Source organism: Parerythrobacter lutipelagi (assembly GCF_005434975.1).
GTDB classification, from domain to species: domain Bacteria; phylum Pseudomonadota; class Alphaproteobacteria; order Sphingomonadales; family Sphingomonadaceae; genus Parerythrobacter_A; species Parerythrobacter_A lutipelagi.
On the sequence record NZ_SKCJ01000001.1, the window covers coordinates 40531 to 54432 of the forward strand.

A 13902-nucleotide genomic window follows, 5' to 3' on the forward strand; every position below is an offset into this window, starting at 1 on the left:
GCAAGCGCACGCAAGCGGACGCGAATCGCTCACATCATTCTGTTTTAATTGAATTTTGCGGATGCATGCGGCCCCAAGCGAACCCATGCGGATTCGAGAATGGTAGCGGAGGAGGGACTTGAACCCCCGACACCCGGATTATGATTCCGGTGCTCTAACCAGCTGAGCTACTCCGCCCCGAAAGGCATGCCGCGGCACTAGTCCGGTCGGCAGGCGGCGCATTTAGGGCGGGTGCCGCTCGCGGTCAACTCCCGTTTGTGATGAACCGGGTACTTGGCCGAGGAACGTTAGCCGTGCTCTGTCGCGCTCTTGTTCATGCGGATGACTTTTGCCGCGAGGCTGCGGTTTAGCGCATGATCGAACGCGCGGCGCATTTCCGGCATGTTGCGGGTCATTTCGAACAGCGCATCGCGGTCGAACCGGGCGACTCGCATATCGCTCTCCGCCACTATCGACGCGGTCGCTTTCTCACCGGACACGGCGCTCATCTCGCCGAGGAAATCGCCCGGTCCGCAGGTGCCAACCGGTGTACCGTCATGCTCGACCCGGCCTTCACCACTGGCAATATAGACCAGCGGCGGCTCTGCCTGACCTTGCTCCATCAGCACCTGGCCCGGGTCGAATTGTTTCCATTCGAACAGATCGAGCAAACGTTTCTGCTGGTCCGGCTCTTCGATCTTGAGCACATGCGCCAGCAATTCATGTTCTTCCTGCGCGAGATTGCCCGATCGGGCACGTCTGAACAGAGCGGCAAGCTGAGCACCGTTCGCGAACACGAAAGCGGCCGCCAGCGCCAGCCACAAGCCGGTTTCCCCGATCAGAACAAAGTGGATCATCGCCGATATGCCGGCTGCCAAGGCGACCATGCGAACCAGACGCAAGGAAGTGACCACCACCGCCGCGACCAGCAGTACTCCGGCGAGAATTGCGAACAGATTATCCATCGGCCTGGCCCCTCGTTAATTCAGCGGCAGTTTAGCCGCCAGATCATGCCTCCGCTTTGCCGCGGAAAGCAAATTCACTCACCTTGTCCCACGGCCCGCCGAGATAACGATACAGGCCCAGGCCGCGAAAAGCGAATGTGCGGGGCGAGAATTGCGGTTCGAGCATGCGTTGCAGGGCCTTGGCCTCGGCACTCGTAACCTTGTTCTGGATCGTGACGTGAAGGCGCTTCTGGTGCTGATCCTGTTGTGTCAGCAAACCGTGCATGCGTTCGGCAATCATCGCCCTGATGCGCAGCATGGCCTCACTTTCGATACCGAAAGCGGTTCCTCCGCCAAGCGACATGATCCGCTCCAGCCTTGCGCCGACTGGGGCGAATTCCGCGCTAAGCCGGCGAAAATGGTCCTGGATCTCGTCGCAGCAGTGCGGCGGCAGGGCGTGAAAAAGCGTCACATGCGCATCGAGATAGTTTCGCTCGGGCGGGAAATGCGCTCGCCGCAACCCGGTTGCCCATGCAGCGAGGTCTTTCGGCAGCAGCGCCGTGACGATTAGCGGTGCGTCGGCAGGCGCAGAAATCACATTTCGCCGCGTTCGCGCCGCAGCGCTCGCCAACGTTGGACCGCTGCATCGTGATCCGCCAGCTCGACATTGAATTCATGCCCGCCGGTGCCATCGGCAACCATGTAGATTGCGTCGGTTTTTGCCGGGTTGAGAACCGCTTCGATACTTTCCCGTCCGGGATTGGTAATCGGACCCTTGGGCAGGCCGGGCATCGAATAAGTGTTGTAGTCATTGATCGATGCGATCTCCGAACGGAGAATACGCCGTCCAAGCGGTTTGCCCTTGGTGATCGGATAGATGATTGTCGGATCGGCTTGCAGGAACATGCCCTTTTTTACCCGGTTCGAATAGAGGCCGGCCACCATCCGCCGCTCTTTGGCAACGCCCGTTTCCTTTTCGACAATCGAGGCGAGGATGACCGCATCGCGGACATTGTCGACTGCGATGTCCGGCGCGCGTTTGGGCCATGCCTCGGCCAGGAAATTCTGCATCGCACCCTGCATCCGAGCGAGGACCTTGGCGCGATCTTCGCCGCGTTCAAAATCATAAGTGTCGGGCAGCACCGACCCTTCTACCGGCACCGGAATTTCCCCGGTCAGCAAGCCTTCCGCCATCAGGGTTTCGAACACGATAATTGATGGCGTGCCTTCGGGAATCGTAATGAAGCGCCGCACCACGTCGCCGTTCTGGAATGCGTGCAGCATGTCGGCCGGGCTCATTCCGGCCACCAGCTTGAATTCGCCCGCCTGGATTGGTTCACCGCCGCCAAACACCTTAGCACGAAGCAGGAAGGCATCAGCCGAGGCGATGTGGCCATTTTCCTCAAGCGACTGCGCGACCGACGTGAGCGACGAACCCGACGGGACGAGGAAGTTCGCGTCCGCATCGACCTCGGCAGCGCTGAACCAGCCGTAGGAAAACCAGCTTGCGACAATCAGCCCTAGCACCATGGCGAGCCCGATCGCGAGCTTCAGCGCCCGTCCCACAATCAGTCGACCTTCTTCATCACCAGCGAAGCATTGGTTCCGCCGAAACCGAAGCTGTTGTTGAGCACAGCATGGACGGCGCGCTCCTTCGCTGTATGCGGCACCAGGTCGACGCCTTCGGTCCCGTCATCGGGATCGTCCAGATTGAGGGTCGGCGGCACAATCTGATCGCGAATGGCAAGAATGCAAAAAATCGATTCGACCGCACCAGCGCCGCCGAGCAAGTGGCCGATGGCCGATTTGGTCGAGCTCATCGATGCTCCGCCCAAATCATCTCCGAAGACGCGTTTGGCCGCAGCGAGTTCGATCGTGTCGGCCATGGTCGAAGTGCCGTGGGCGTTGACGTAGTCGATGTCCGACGGGTCAAGCCCAGCCTTCTTCAGCGCCATGCGCATGGAAAGCTCAGCGCCCTTTCCGTCGGGATGCGGCGCGGTCACGTGATAGGCATCACCCGACAGGCCATAGCCAACGACTTCAGCGTAGATTTTCGCGCCGCGCGCCTTGGCGTGCTCATATTCTTCCAGCACCACCACACCGGCGCCCTCACCCATGACAAATCCGTCGCGGCCCTTGTCATACGGCCGGCTTGCTTCGGTCGGGCGGTCGTTCATGCTCATGTTGAGCGCACGGGCTTGCGCGAATCCGGCTACGCCAAGCGGATTGATCGTACCCTCTGCACCGCCTGCCAGCATGACGTCGGCATCATCATCCTTGATCATGCGGGCAGCATCGCCAATCGAATGGGCACCAGTCGAGCAAGCGGTAACAACCGCGTGGTTCGGGCCCATCAGGCCGTATTTGATCGACACTTGACCGCTGATCAGATTGATCAGGCGCCCGTGAACGAAATGCGGCGACACGCGACCAGGACCGCGCTCGTGCAGATTGACCGATTCGAGTTCGATACCCGGCAATCCGCCGATGCCCGAGCCGATCGAGCACCCGGTGCGCAGCTTCAGTTCCTCGTCCATATCGACAAGGCCTGCGTCTTCCAGCGCTTGCCCGGCGGCATCGATGCCATAGATGATGAATGGATCGACCTGCCGCTGGACCTTGTGGTCGACCCGCTTGTCGGGGTCGAAGCCGTATTCGTGATCCTTGCCCTTCACTTCGCAGGCGATGGTGCATTTCTGCCCCTCGGTATCGAAGCGCGTGATCGGCCCTGCGCCGCTCCTACCCGCAATGAGGTTCTTCCACGAGGTTTCAACGTCGCCGCCCAGCGGGGTGACAAGGCCAAGACCGGTTACGACAACGCGGCGCATGCAATTCTCCGTCAAAATGGAACAGGCCCGGCCCGCTTCCGGGTCGAGCCTGTTGGATCCCGCCTACTCAGGCGAGCACGGCGGGACGGCAATCAGCCCTTGTGCTCTTCGATATACTTGGTGGCATCACCGACCGTTGCGATCTTCTCAGCCGCGTCGTCCGGGATTTCCACACCGAATTCTTCTTCAAACGCCATCACCAGCTCGACGATATCGAGGCTGTCAGCACCCAGATCATCGATGAAGCTGGCTTCCTGAGTGACCTTGTCGGCCTCTACGCCGAGATGCTCGACGACAATTTTTTGCACGCGGTCAGCAGTATCGCTCATATTTTCCCTCTTGAAACTGGGGTTGGAACTTTCCCTTTCGCCCTAATGAACGGCGCGCGGGCTGGCAAGGGGCAGACAGTGTTTAGCGCCGCACGGAAAATAGGCACGGACTGCAGCAATTCAATCGCTTAGCGCAATTCAGTGATCGCAATCTTCGCAAAGAATGCGCGTCTGACCTGCGGATCGCCGAGATAATCCTGCGAATCGAGCGAAAGGCACCGTGGCTTGCCGGATCGCGATTTGAGCCGGATCGTCGCCACCGCCGAGCCGCGCGGCTCGATCACCAGCAGCGTTTTCAGCATGTCGATCGGATAGCTTATTTCCGCTCTCTGCGGCACATCGCGCCGATAGTCCCAGCCATTCAGCAAGGTCAGCATTTGCCGGTTCTTGTTGATTTGCCGCTCGATGACCGGATTGGTGACGAAGTTCATCGCGGCATAGGCACCGCCCAGCCTTTGCCAGCCCGGACCGGTGCGGATGAAATAAATCGTCCCATCTATCAGAAACGCCGAATACACCGCAGCGCTGCGGATCAAACCCGGCGATCGCAAAAGCCAGTCGGTCCTTGGAATCTTGCTTTCGATCTTCAATTCCCCCGGAGATTGAGGGAATCTTGCACAATCCGGCCACCGGCGACTATGCCATGGATTGGCTATTTCGCGGCGTTAGCTCTGATCCGGCTTGGGTGGTTCGATGGTGCGAACATGCACGTCGCGCAGCTGCTTCATCGACACTTCCGACGGCGCGCCCATCATCAGGTCCTGCGCTTTCTGGTTGAGCGGGAAGGCAATCACTTCGCGAATGTTCGGCTCGTTCGCCAAGAGCATGACGATCCGGTCGATCCCGGGGGCAGAGCCGCCATGCGGCGGTGCACCCAGCTTGAAAGCTTCGATCATGCCGGAAAATTCCGCATCGACCGTTTCCTTGCTGTACCCGGCGATCTCGAAAGCCTTGTACATGATATCCGGCCGGTGATTCCGGATCGCGCCTGACGAGAGCTCGTAACCGTTGCAAACGATGTCGTATTGCCAAGCAAGAATATCGAGCGGGTCCTGCGTTTCCAACGCATCCATCTCGCCTTGCGGCATCGAGAACGGATTGTGGCTGAAATCGACCTTTTTCTGGTCCTCGTCATATTCGAACATCGGGAAGTCGACGATCCAGCAGAACTTGAAACAGCCCTGTTCGATCAGCTCGAGAAGCTCGCCGACACGGGTACGCGCGGCACCGGCCAGCTTGGCCGCGTCCTTTTCCTTGCCGGCGGCGAAGAACAGGCCATCGTTTTCGCCCAAGCCCAGCTCGGCATAGAGCTTTTCCATGCCCTCGGTGCCGTGGTTCTTGGCGATCGGACCGCCGAATTCGCCGCCCTTGCGGGTCACATAACCAAGTCCGGCAAAGCCTTCCTTGCGCGCCCAGTCGTTCATCTCGTCGAAGAACTTGCGGCTCTTCTCGTGAGTGTTGGGGGCAGGAATTACCCGGACACGCCCGCCGCCGCCCACGATCTTCTCGAACAGGCCAAAGCCCGATTTCTCGAAGTGACTGGTGACGTCGGAAATAATCAGCGGATTGCGCAGATCGGGCTTGTCGGTGCCGTATTTGAGCATCGTTTCGGCATAAGGAATCCGCGGGAATTCGCCTGCCGGGGTTACGGTTTTTCCGCCCGAAAATTCTTCGAACACGCCCGCGAGCACAGGCTCGATCGCCTGGAACACGTCTTCCTGCGTGACAAAGCTCATTTCAAAATCGAGCTGGTAGAATTCCGGACTGCGGTCAGCGCGCAGGTCTTCGTCGCGGAAGCATGGGGCGATCTGGAAATAGCGGTCGAACCCGGCAACCATCAGCAACTGCTTGAACATCTGCGGAGCCTGCGGGAGCGCGTAGAACCGGCCCGGATGCAGGCGGCTCGGCACGAGGTAGTCGCGTGCGCCCTCCGGGCTGGAAGCGCCCAGGATCGGGGTCTGGAATTCGCTGAACCCTTGCGCGATCATCCGCTGGCGCAGCGAGGTGATCACTTTGTTGCGCAGCATGATGTTGTTGTGCACCCGCTCGCGGCGCAGATCGACGAAGCGGTACTTGAGGCGGATATCTTCGGGATAATCCTCCGCCGAATTGACGATCAGCGGCAGTTCTTCGGCACGGCTCTGAATTTCGATGGCGCGGGCAAAAACTTCGATCTCTCCAGTGGGCAGGCCCGGGTTCACCGCCGCCGCATCGCGTGCCTTCACCTCACCGTCGATGGTGACAACCGACTCAAGCTTGAGCTTTTCCAGCACAGGCAAAGCGGCACTGTCACTGTCGGCCACCACCTGAGTGATGCCGTAATGATCGCGCAGATCGACAAACAGCACGCCGCCGTGGTCGCGTTTGTTGTGCACCCATCCCGACAGGCGGACGGTTTCGCCAACATCGTTCTTGGTCAGCGCTGCGCAGTTGTGGGTACGATAGGCGTGCATCTAAAATCTTTCCATTTTCGGAGCTATGGCGCTAAGGGCGCGCCACCGGTGAAAACCACTGGGGCGCGTCGCGCACATCGCGCGCGCTAACAGGGGATGCGCGTGCCTTTGTCAAGGCACCGCACAACACCGTGGCAATAGCCGAGGGCGGCACTCCGCCCAAGAGATAAGAAAAGAACGATGAAAATACACGATTTGATCACCAAGACCGCCGAGCTCGAAGAGCTTTGCACCCGCCTCGCCCAATCGGAATTCGTCTGCGTGGACACCGAGTTCATGCGCGAGAACACCTATTGGCCGGAGCTGTGCCTGATCCAGATTGGCAATGAGGAAGAGGCCGCAGCGGTCGATCCGCTGGCAGACGGCATCGACCTGAGCTCGCTGTGGGACTTGCTGACCGACAATGAAGAAGTGCTCAAGATATTCCACGCCGGCGGGCAGGACGTGGAGATCGTCTTTAATTTCACCGGCAAAACACCGCATCCGATCTTCGACACGCAGATCGCAATGATGGCGATCAGCCAGTCCGAACAAATCGGTTATGCCAATCTGGTCGAAAGCTGGCTCGGCATTCCGGTCGACAAGGGCGCCCGGTTTACCGACTGGAGCCGCCGCCCGCTGACCGACCGGCAAATCGAATATGCCATCGGCGATGTAACCCACCTCGCCGAAATATTTCCCAAGATGCTGAAAAAGCTGATCAAGACCGGGCGCGGGGCGTGGCTCGATGCGGAAATGGAAAAGCTGGCCGACCCGGACAACTACCGTGCCGACCCGGATAATGCGTGGAAACGCATCCGGCAGGCCGGGCGCAATCCGCAGGTACTCGGACGGCTCAAAGCGCTTGCCGCGTGGCGAGAAAGCGAAGCGCAGCACAAGGATATCCCGCGCGGGCGGATCATGCGCGATGAAACCCTTGCCGATATCGCCAGCCATCCGCCGAAGAAGCAGGCGGACTTGAGCAAGGTGCGAGGGCTTTCCGGGGCGTGGAAGGAAAACGACATCGGCAAGCGGCTGATGAAAGTGCTCGAAAAGGCCGAACCGCTGGATAAATCGGAAATGCCGGCCAAGATGAAACGCGGCGCTCCGCTCGGCAAGGAAGGGGCACTCGTTGCCGATCTGCTCAAACTGCTGCTCAAGATCCGCGCACGCGAAATCGATGTGGCGAGCAGGTTGCTGACCAAGGCGGACGAGATGGAAGCGCTCGCTGCCGGGATACGCGATCTGAAGATACTGGAGGGTTGGCGCTATGACGTCTTCGGGCGTGATGCGCTGGAGCTGGTCGAGGGCAAGCTTGCCTTTGCCGTCAAGAGCGGCAAGCTGCATATGACACATATCGACGATATGGCCGACGACCTTGCGCAGGCACAGGAAGACGCCCGCGATATCGCACAGGAAGAAGCACACGCCGCCGAATGAGCACGTACCTCCCCACCATCAAGCAGTTGCAATACCTTGTTGCACTGCATGAGCATGGGCATTTCGGGCGTGCAGCAGAGGCCAGCTTCGTCTCGCAATCGACGCTTTCATCCGGCATCCGGGAGTTGGAGACGCTGCTCGGTGTCACGCTGGTCGAACGCAGTCGGCGGGTCGTCCGGTTCACTCCGTTGGGCGAGCAAGTCGTCGCCAAGGCGCACCGATTGCTGCGAGAGGCGGAAGAGCTGAGCGAACTCGTGCAAGCGAGCGGCAAGCCGCTGTCCGGCGATTTGCGGATGAGCGTCATCCCGACCATCGCACCGTTCATGCTGCCGCGGATGTTGCCGCGCCTGCGCACAGAACGGCCCAATCTGAAGCTGATGCTGCGCGAGGAAACCAGCCATGATGCTGTCGAGTCGCTGCATCACGGTCGGGTGGATTGTGTGTTGCTGGCCCTGCCCTTCTCTACCGGTGAAGTGGAAGTCGAACACATCGCGGACGATCAGCTGTTCGTGGCCTTCCCCAAGAACGACCCGCGCGATCCGCCCGACGCCATCCCGCCGCAGATGATCGATGAAGGGCGGTTGTTGCTGCTTGAAGACGGGCATTGCCTGCGCGAACACTCGCTGGCGGCGTGCAACCGGCCCGAACTTCGCGCCAGTGTAACAATGATCGGCACAAGCCTCCACACGCTGGTCCAGATGGTCGACAATGGCCTGGGCCTGACCATGCTGCCGCAGATGGCGCTCGATGCCGGGATACTCAACGGAACAAGCGTGGTGGCGCGCCCGCTCAAATCCGCCAATGCGAAACGTGAAATTGCTCTGATCTGGCGGAAAAACTCTCCGCGCGGAGAAGAATTCAGGCTGCTCGCAGAGGAATTGCGCGCCGGTTGATTTTACAAATTTCGCCGTATTCACCTTTTCTTGGTAAATTTTCGACTAAGTATGGTTGCGTCCGATAACAGAAGGGTCGCAAGCCAATGCGTTCGTACAATCGTTTTGATACCGATCAGGAAATCGAATGTCGCGTCGACAAGACGAAGCACTTCGTTCGTCTGTACAATCTTTCATGCGGTGGCTGCATGATCGAGTCCGACAGTGACAAGATCGAAAACGGCGCTGAGATAAAGATTCGCCTCGGCCCGAAAACAATTATTCCCGGACGCGTGGTATGGCGAGCCGACAAGAACGCAGGCGTCAAGTTCGAGACACCGCTGCACCAGAAAGTGGTTCAGCATTACGGCTATACGCCTAGCGAAGAGTTCGACCGGCACGATCCGCGTGATCGCTTCGGGCTTCCTCTCAGCGTCTGACTTTGCCGGAACGCTTCAGTCCATGTGCTTGAGGCCGACCCTGAGATAGTCCCAGCCGGTAATCACCGTCAGTACCGCTGCACCCCACAAGCTCACCAGTCCGACCAGGTGAATCCACTGGTCCATGATATGCATGTTCGCTTCAGCCAGCGACTGCGGCGGCGGACCGTGAACGGCCCCGCCGAAAATCAACGCGCCCAAAGCAAGAATTTGCAGCGTGGTCTTCCATTTGGCGAGTTTCGTCACCGGGACAGACACTTGCAAACCGGCGAGGAATTCTCGCAGGCCCGAGACAGCAATCTCGCGCATCAGAATGATCAGCCCGGCGATCACATGCAGGTCCCCGACGTAGGGCCCGCGCAAATACCCCTGTGCCGTCAACACCAGAATGACCGCCGCAACCATGATCTTGTCAGCGATCGGATCGAGGAAGATTCCCAGTCTCGAAACCGCACCGCTGGACCGCGCCAGATAACCGTCAAAATAGTCAGTGATGCCCATCAGCGAATAGAGCACGAATGCCAACGCATACCCCAGGTTCCATTCGGGCCACCACAACAGGGCAGCAAGCAGCGGAACCGCTACGATGCGCGACAGGGTCAGGATATTCGGCAGCGTCAGCATAGACCGCCCCCTAGCCGAACCATGCGGCGGGAAAAAGCATCCTGTTGCCCTTGTCCCAAGTCCATATTGCGCTAGACCGACCGCATCGGGACGCAGGATGCAGGCGGGGCTTAATGACAACATCGACGCATCTGCTGCGCCGCAGGCGGTTTCTCCCGCTGTTCATCACTCAGCTTTTCAACGCTTTCAACGACAATCTTTACAAGACCACGATGGTGCTTTTCGTGGTCTATGCGGTCTATAATGACGAGAGCACCGAAGCCGCCTTCAGCGGTCTGGCATCGGGCCTTTTCATCCTGCCGTTCTTCCTGCTTTCCGCGCTCGCCGGGCAACTGGCGGACATGCGCGACAAGGCGAAAATCATCCGGACGGTAAAGGCGTGTGAAATCGGGCTGATGATCATCGGAGCCTGCGGTCTTTACCTCGCCTACAAGGGCATCGCAGTGCATACCGTGGCAATCCCGCTGCTGCTGCTGGCACTATTCCTGACCGGCGTTCAGTCGACTTTCCTCGGGCCGATAAAATACGCGATTTTGCCGCAGCACCTGAAGAAAGAAGAAGTGCTGGCCGGTACCGGGCTGGTCGAGGCTGGCACCTATATCGCGATTCTCGCCGGGACGATCCTCGCCGGGCCGATCGCTGTAGAATACACAGGCTGGGCTGCCATCGGGATCGTTGTGACCGCCTGCATCGGTTATCTTGTCAGCCGGCAAGTGCCTTCCGCACCGCCCATGGGTGAAGTCGAGAAACTCGATTGGCACATCCTGCGTGCATCGATCAAACTCGTTCGCGACACGATGCACAATGCGGAAGTTTATTACGCCATCCTCGCGATCAGCTTTTTCTGGACCATCGGCGCGGTGCTGTTCATCCAGTTTCCCCCGCTCGCAAAGAACACCATCATGGCGAGCCCGGAGGTCGCGAGCCTGTTCCTCGTCGTGTTCTCGGTCGGCGTCGCCATCGGATCGATTGCCATCAATGCCCTGCTCAAAGGAAAAGTCTCCGCCCGCTATTCCCCGATTTCGGTCATCTTCATGGGGCTGTTCGTGGTCGCGTTCTACGTCGTCTGCAAATTGTGGCAGGCCGACCAGCCGACAGAGTTGCTCAGCGTGAGCGAGTTTATCGCGTGGCCGATGGCGGCAGCGCTCTTGCTCTGCCTGCTGGGGATATCTGTGGCCGGCGGGATGTTTGTTGTCCCGCTCTACGCTTTCCTCACGACGCGCGTTGCGCCGGACAAGGCCTCGCGGACAATCGCTGCAAACAATATCGTCAATTCGGGGGCGATGGTCGGCGGATCACTGGTCGCCATGGCGATGAGCGCCGCGGGCGTGCCGATAGCCGAGCAGGTGCTGCTGTGCGCCGCAATGTGCCTGATTTCCGCTTGGCTTGGCCGCCGGCTCTATCGGGCGGAGCTTGACGCGGCGGCCGTCACATCCGCTGCGTGATCAGGCGATAAAGATCGATACCGCGACAAAACAGCCGATGTAGGCAGTCAGGAAGCCGGTCCAGTCCTCTTTCGTGATCCGCAGCCACGGACGGGCAGCTTGGGCTGCTTCTCCCTTGCGGACGTGCGGCGGAAGACTGGCCAGAAACGAATGTCTGGCGGAATCATCGGTGAGGACAAGTGATCTACGCATGGGCAGGTGTTAACCCGCCGCTAACCATCACGCACCTGCGGCTTTTCCAGCGTCTAGGCTTGGGACATTAAGCCTGTTTGTTCATGCCAGTGCGTTGCGAGCGATCAATCCTCCGCCATCGCCAGGATGTGATCCCATTCCGTCTCGTGCACTTTGCTGACTGACAGGCGCATAAGCTTGACCAGTTCCATATTCTGCAGTGACGGATCCGCCTTGATCTGTTTCAGCGTTACGGGATTGGCGAGCTTTTGCTTTGGTTTCACTTTCACTGCCGCCCACTTGCCTTCGGGGTCGGTCGGATCCGCTATCCCTGCAACGCTAATTTCGCAAATCCCGACAATCTCCAGCCCTTTGTTCGAGTGATAGAAGAACGCCAGGTCGCCGACTTCCATCGCGGCCAGATTGTTCTTGGCCTGGTGGTTGCGCACGCCGCTCCAGACGCCCTCGCCTTCCTCGACAAGGTCGTCCCAGCTGTATTCGTAAGGCTCCGATTTCATCAGCCAATAATGCGCCATCGCCGCAATTTCTCCGCGTAGCCGTGTCAGCACCAGCGGCGTAGCGAGGCCCGAGGAGCATGGCCACCCCTTCTGCAGAGCGAGATTAACCTGTTCTTAGTTGTGTTTTGCCAAACGGAAGCGGGAGACTTCTACGGGGGAAACAGGTCCGTTTGGCGGCCGACTGGCAAATGTCGAAATCCAATGAACGTCTGAGCCATGTACGGCGCCGCGTCGAACGCGATATCGTTGCATTCGGCATCGCTATAGCCGCGATCCTGATGTTCATCGGCACGGGCGGCTCGGTCCTGCCGCAAATCATGCGCAGCTGGCTATATAACGAACGCGGACCCGATTACCTGCTGGTCAACGCATTGCTGCTCAATATCGCCCTGATCGTGTTCGGCATGCGGCGCTATCGCGAATTGCTCGCCGAAATCGAACAGCGTCGCCAATCCGAAGAGACGGCAAAGCAACTTGCTGAGATCGATCCGCTGACAGGCTGCCTCAACCGCCGCAGCATCGCTCCTGCAACAGAAGCGCTGATCGAGGCGCACAAGGATGGTCACGGCGCAGTCGCCTTCCTGATGATCGACCTGGACAACTTCAAACAGGTCAACGATCTTAACGGACACAAGGTCGGCGATCTGCTGTTGCAGGTCACAGCCGAGCGGATGCGCTCCATATTACCCGATGGCAGTTTGCTTTCGCGCCTAGGTGGTGACGAATTTGCCTGCGTGCTGCCATTCGACGATCGCTCACCCGACGCAATCGATCGGATCGCGGACAAGCTGATCAGCACGATTTCCCAAAGGCATGACATAGACGGCCTGCCGGTTGAAACGACGATATCGGTCGGCATCGCGACAACCGCCACCTTCAAGGGACAGAATGACTGCGGTCGGACATTGAGCGAAAGCCTGCTGCACCGGGCGGATATCGCGATGTATCACGCCAAGAAGCAAGGCAAGAACCGGCACTACTGGTTTGAAACCTCGATGGAAACTGAACTGCGTTTTCGCAACGAGATGGAAGCCGAACTGCGCAAGGGCATCCTGAATGGCGAATTTGTGCCCTATTACGAACAGCAGATCGACATCGAATCCGGTGAGATTGTCGGCTTCGAGATGCTGGCCCGGTGGCATTCCCCTGAACTCGGTGTGGTCGATCCGAACACCTTCATCCCCGTCGCAGAGGAAATCGGGCTGATCGGGCACCTGTCCGAACAATTGATCGACAAGGCGCTCGAAGACGCGAAGGAATGGCCGCAGCATCTTACGCTCTCAGTGAACATTTCGCCCGTCCAGATGCGCGATCCGTGGTTTGCCCAGAAATTGCTCAAACAACTGATTGAACATAACTTTCCGCCGGAGCGGCTGGAAATCGAAATCACAGAAAGCTGCCTGCACGAAAATATGAGCCATGTCCGCTCGATGATCGCCAGCCTGAAAAACCAGGGCGTGCGTATCAGCCTGGACGATTTCGGCACCGGATACTCAAGCCTCGCGCAATTGCGCTCGCTTCCCTTCGACCGGCTCAAGATCGACCGCAGCTTTGTGGGCGAACTCAATGCCGAGGATGCCAATGAGAAGCTGATCAATGCGATCATCGCGCTGGGTGACGGGCTTAACCTGCCGATCACTGCAGAGGGCATCGAAGACAACAAGATCCTTCAGGCGCTGCGCGGCAAGGGCAAACTAAAGGGCCAGGGCTACCTTTACGGGCGCCCGGAACAGGCAGACGCTGTGCGCGCGCGGTTGCTACAGCTCGGTTTGCTCAGTCAGAGTGGCGGCGTGCGGGATATGGCTGGCGAAGGTGGCGACTCTGCCGAGGACGAGGCCGCAGAAGCAGCCGATCAACAGCGACAGGCATAAGCCGGTACT

Annotated in this window: 15 protein-coding genes and 1 tRNA gene; 5 read left to right on the forward strand and 11 right to left on the reverse strand. The window is 59.1% G+C overall.

The features are described from left to right. Positions 1 to 100: 100 nt before the first annotated feature. The 8 genes from E0502_RS00190 to aspS all read right to left on the reverse strand — a co-directional run bounded on the left by E0502_RS00190 (position 101) and on the right by aspS (position 6533). Positions 101 to 177 (reverse strand) — tRNA-Met (locus tag E0502_RS00190). Positions 178 to 287: 110 nt separating this feature from the next. Next, complete coding sequence (locus E0502_RS00195; protein WP_137675995.1) at positions 288 to 944, reverse strand: Crp/Fnr family transcriptional regulator; 657 nt, start codon at positions 942 to 944, stop codon at positions 288 to 290. Positions 945 to 987: 43 nt separating this feature from the next. After that, the gene (locus E0502_RS00200; protein ID WP_240048791.1) at positions 988 to 1521 is read right to left on the reverse strand and encodes a 2'-5' RNA ligase family protein; all 534 of its coding nucleotides are present in this window, start codon (positions 1519 to 1521) and stop codon (positions 988 to 990) included. Next, a complete protein-coding gene (gene mltG, locus E0502_RS00205; RefSeq protein WP_240048792.1) occupies positions 1518 to 2489 on the reverse strand; it encodes an endolytic transglycosylase MltG in 972 nt (323 codons plus the stop codon). Before mltG ends, E0502_RS00200 begins: the two co-directional genes overlap by 4 nt. Positions 2490 to 2491: 2 nt before the next feature. Further along, positions 2492 to 3751 (reverse strand): beta-ketoacyl-ACP synthase II, encoded by a 1260-nt coding sequence (fabF, locus tag E0502_RS00210; RefSeq protein ID WP_137675996.1) that lies wholly within the window; start codon positions 3749 to 3751, stop codon positions 2492 to 2494. A 92-nt stretch (positions 3752 to 3843) separates the two neighbouring features. Further along, on the reverse strand, positions 3844 to 4080 hold the full coding sequence (locus E0502_RS00215; protein ID WP_057883643.1) for an acyl carrier protein: 237 nt from the start codon (positions 4078 to 4080) through the stop codon (positions 3844 to 3846). Between the two features lie 128 nt (positions 4081 to 4208). Then, complete coding sequence (locus E0502_RS00220; RefSeq protein ID WP_137675997.1) at positions 4209 to 4616, reverse strand: hypothetical protein; 408 nt, start codon at positions 4614 to 4616, stop codon at positions 4209 to 4211. 129 nt (positions 4617 to 4745) lie between these two features. Continuing rightward, the gene (gene aspS, locus E0502_RS00225) at positions 4746 to 6533 is read right to left on the reverse strand and encodes an aspartate--tRNA ligase (RefSeq protein WP_137675998.1); all 1788 of its coding nucleotides are present in this window, start codon (positions 6531 to 6533) and stop codon (positions 4746 to 4748) included. 180 nt (positions 6534 to 6713) lie between these two features. Between aspS and rnd the strand changes: the two genes are divergently transcribed. The 3 genes from rnd to E0502_RS00240 all read left to right on the forward strand — a co-directional run bounded on the left by rnd (position 6714) and on the right by E0502_RS00240 (position 9264). After that, a complete protein-coding gene (rnd, locus tag E0502_RS00230) occupies positions 6714 to 7952 on the forward strand; it encodes a ribonuclease D (RefSeq protein ID WP_137675999.1) in 1239 nt (412 codons plus the stop codon). Continuing rightward, positions 7949 to 8845 (forward strand): hydrogen peroxide-inducible genes activator, encoded by an 897-nt coding sequence (locus E0502_RS00235; protein ID WP_137676000.1) that lies wholly within the window; start codon positions 7949 to 7951, stop codon positions 8843 to 8845. The genes rnd and E0502_RS00235 overlap by 4 nt, the downstream gene beginning before the upstream one ends. Before the next feature lie 86 nt (positions 8846 to 8931). After that, positions 8932 to 9264 carry a PilZ domain-containing protein gene (locus E0502_RS00240; protein WP_137676001.1) on the forward strand — a complete coding sequence of 111 codons (333 nt, stop codon included), beginning with the start codon at positions 8932 to 8934 and terminating at the stop codon, positions 9262 to 9264. A 15-nt stretch (positions 9265 to 9279) separates the two neighbouring features. Here the strand turns inward: E0502_RS00240 and pgsA are convergent, their stop codons facing one another. Then, positions 9280 to 9888 carry a CDP-diacylglycerol--glycerol-3-phosphate 3-phosphatidyltransferase gene (gene pgsA / locus E0502_RS00245; protein ID WP_137676002.1) on the reverse strand — a complete coding sequence of 203 codons (609 nt, stop codon included), beginning with the start codon at positions 9886 to 9888 and terminating at the stop codon, positions 9280 to 9282. Between the two features lie 113 nt (positions 9889 to 10001). On the opposite strand from pgsA, the gene E0502_RS00250 reads away from it, so the two are divergent. Then, complete coding sequence (locus E0502_RS00250) at positions 10002 to 11333, forward strand: MFS transporter (RefSeq protein ID WP_137676003.1); 1332 nt, start codon at positions 10002 to 10004, stop codon at positions 11331 to 11333. Here the strand turns inward: E0502_RS00250 and E0502_RS00255 are convergent, their stop codons facing one another. Next, the gene (locus E0502_RS00255) at positions 11334 to 11525 is read right to left on the reverse strand and encodes a hypothetical protein (RefSeq protein WP_137676004.1); all 192 of its coding nucleotides are present in this window, start codon (positions 11523 to 11525) and stop codon (positions 11334 to 11336) included. It lies immediately after the preceding gene. Positions 11526 to 11629: 104 nt separating this feature from the next. Then, a complete protein-coding gene (locus E0502_RS00260; protein WP_137677446.1) occupies positions 11630 to 12040 on the reverse strand; it encodes an EVE domain-containing protein in 411 nt (136 codons plus the stop codon). Positions 12041 to 12210: 170 nt separating this feature from the next. Between E0502_RS00260 and E0502_RS00265 the strand changes: the two genes are divergently transcribed. Beyond that, positions 12211 to 13893, forward strand: a complete 1683-nt coding sequence (locus E0502_RS00265) for a putative bifunctional diguanylate cyclase/phosphodiesterase (protein ID WP_137676005.1) — start codon at positions 12211 to 12213, stop codon at positions 13891 to 13893. Positions 13894 to 13902: the final 9 nt, after the last annotated feature.

Coding starts and splice junctions, on each gene's coding strand:
- rnd (WP_137675999.1), top strand. CDS start 6,714: ATGAAAATACACGATTTGATCACCAAGACCGCCGAGCTCGAAGAGCTT.
- E0502_RS00235 (WP_137676000.1), top strand. CDS start 7,949: ATGAGCACGTACCTCCCCACCATCAAGCAGTTGCAATACCTTGTTGCA.
- fabF (WP_137675996.1), bottom strand. CDS start 3,751: ATGCGCCGCGTTGTCGTAACCGGTCTTGGCCTTGTCACCCCGCTGGGC.
- E0502_RS00265 (WP_137676005.1), top strand. CDS start 12,211: ATGTCGAAATCCAATGAACGTCTGAGCCATGTACGGCGCCGCGTCGAA.
- pgsA (WP_137676002.1), bottom strand. CDS start 9,888: ATGCTGACGCTGCCGAATATCCTGACCCTGTCGCGCATCGTAGCGGTT.
- E0502_RS00195 (WP_137675995.1), bottom strand. CDS start 944: ATGGATAATCTGTTCGCAATTCTCGCCGGAGTACTGCTGGTCGCGGCG.
- E0502_RS00215 (WP_057883643.1), bottom strand. CDS start 4,080: ATGAGCGATACTGCTGACCGCGTGCAAAAAATTGTCGTCGAGCATCTC.
- E0502_RS00250 (WP_137676003.1), top strand. CDS start 10,002: ATGACAACATCGACGCATCTGCTGCGCCGCAGGCGGTTTCTCCCGCTG.
- aspS (WP_137675998.1), bottom strand. CDS start 6,533: ATGCACGCCTATCGTACCCACAACTGCGCAGCGCTGACCAAGAACGAT.
- E0502_RS00255 (WP_137676004.1), bottom strand. CDS start 11,525: ATGCGTAGATCACTTGTCCTCACCGATGATTCCGCCAGACATTCGTTT.
- E0502_RS00260 (WP_137677446.1), bottom strand. CDS start 12,040: ATGGCGCATTATTGGCTGATGAAATCGGAGCCTTACGAATACAGCTGG.
- E0502_RS00240 (WP_137676001.1), top strand. CDS start 8,932: ATGCGTTCGTACAATCGTTTTGATACCGATCAGGAAATCGAATGTCGC.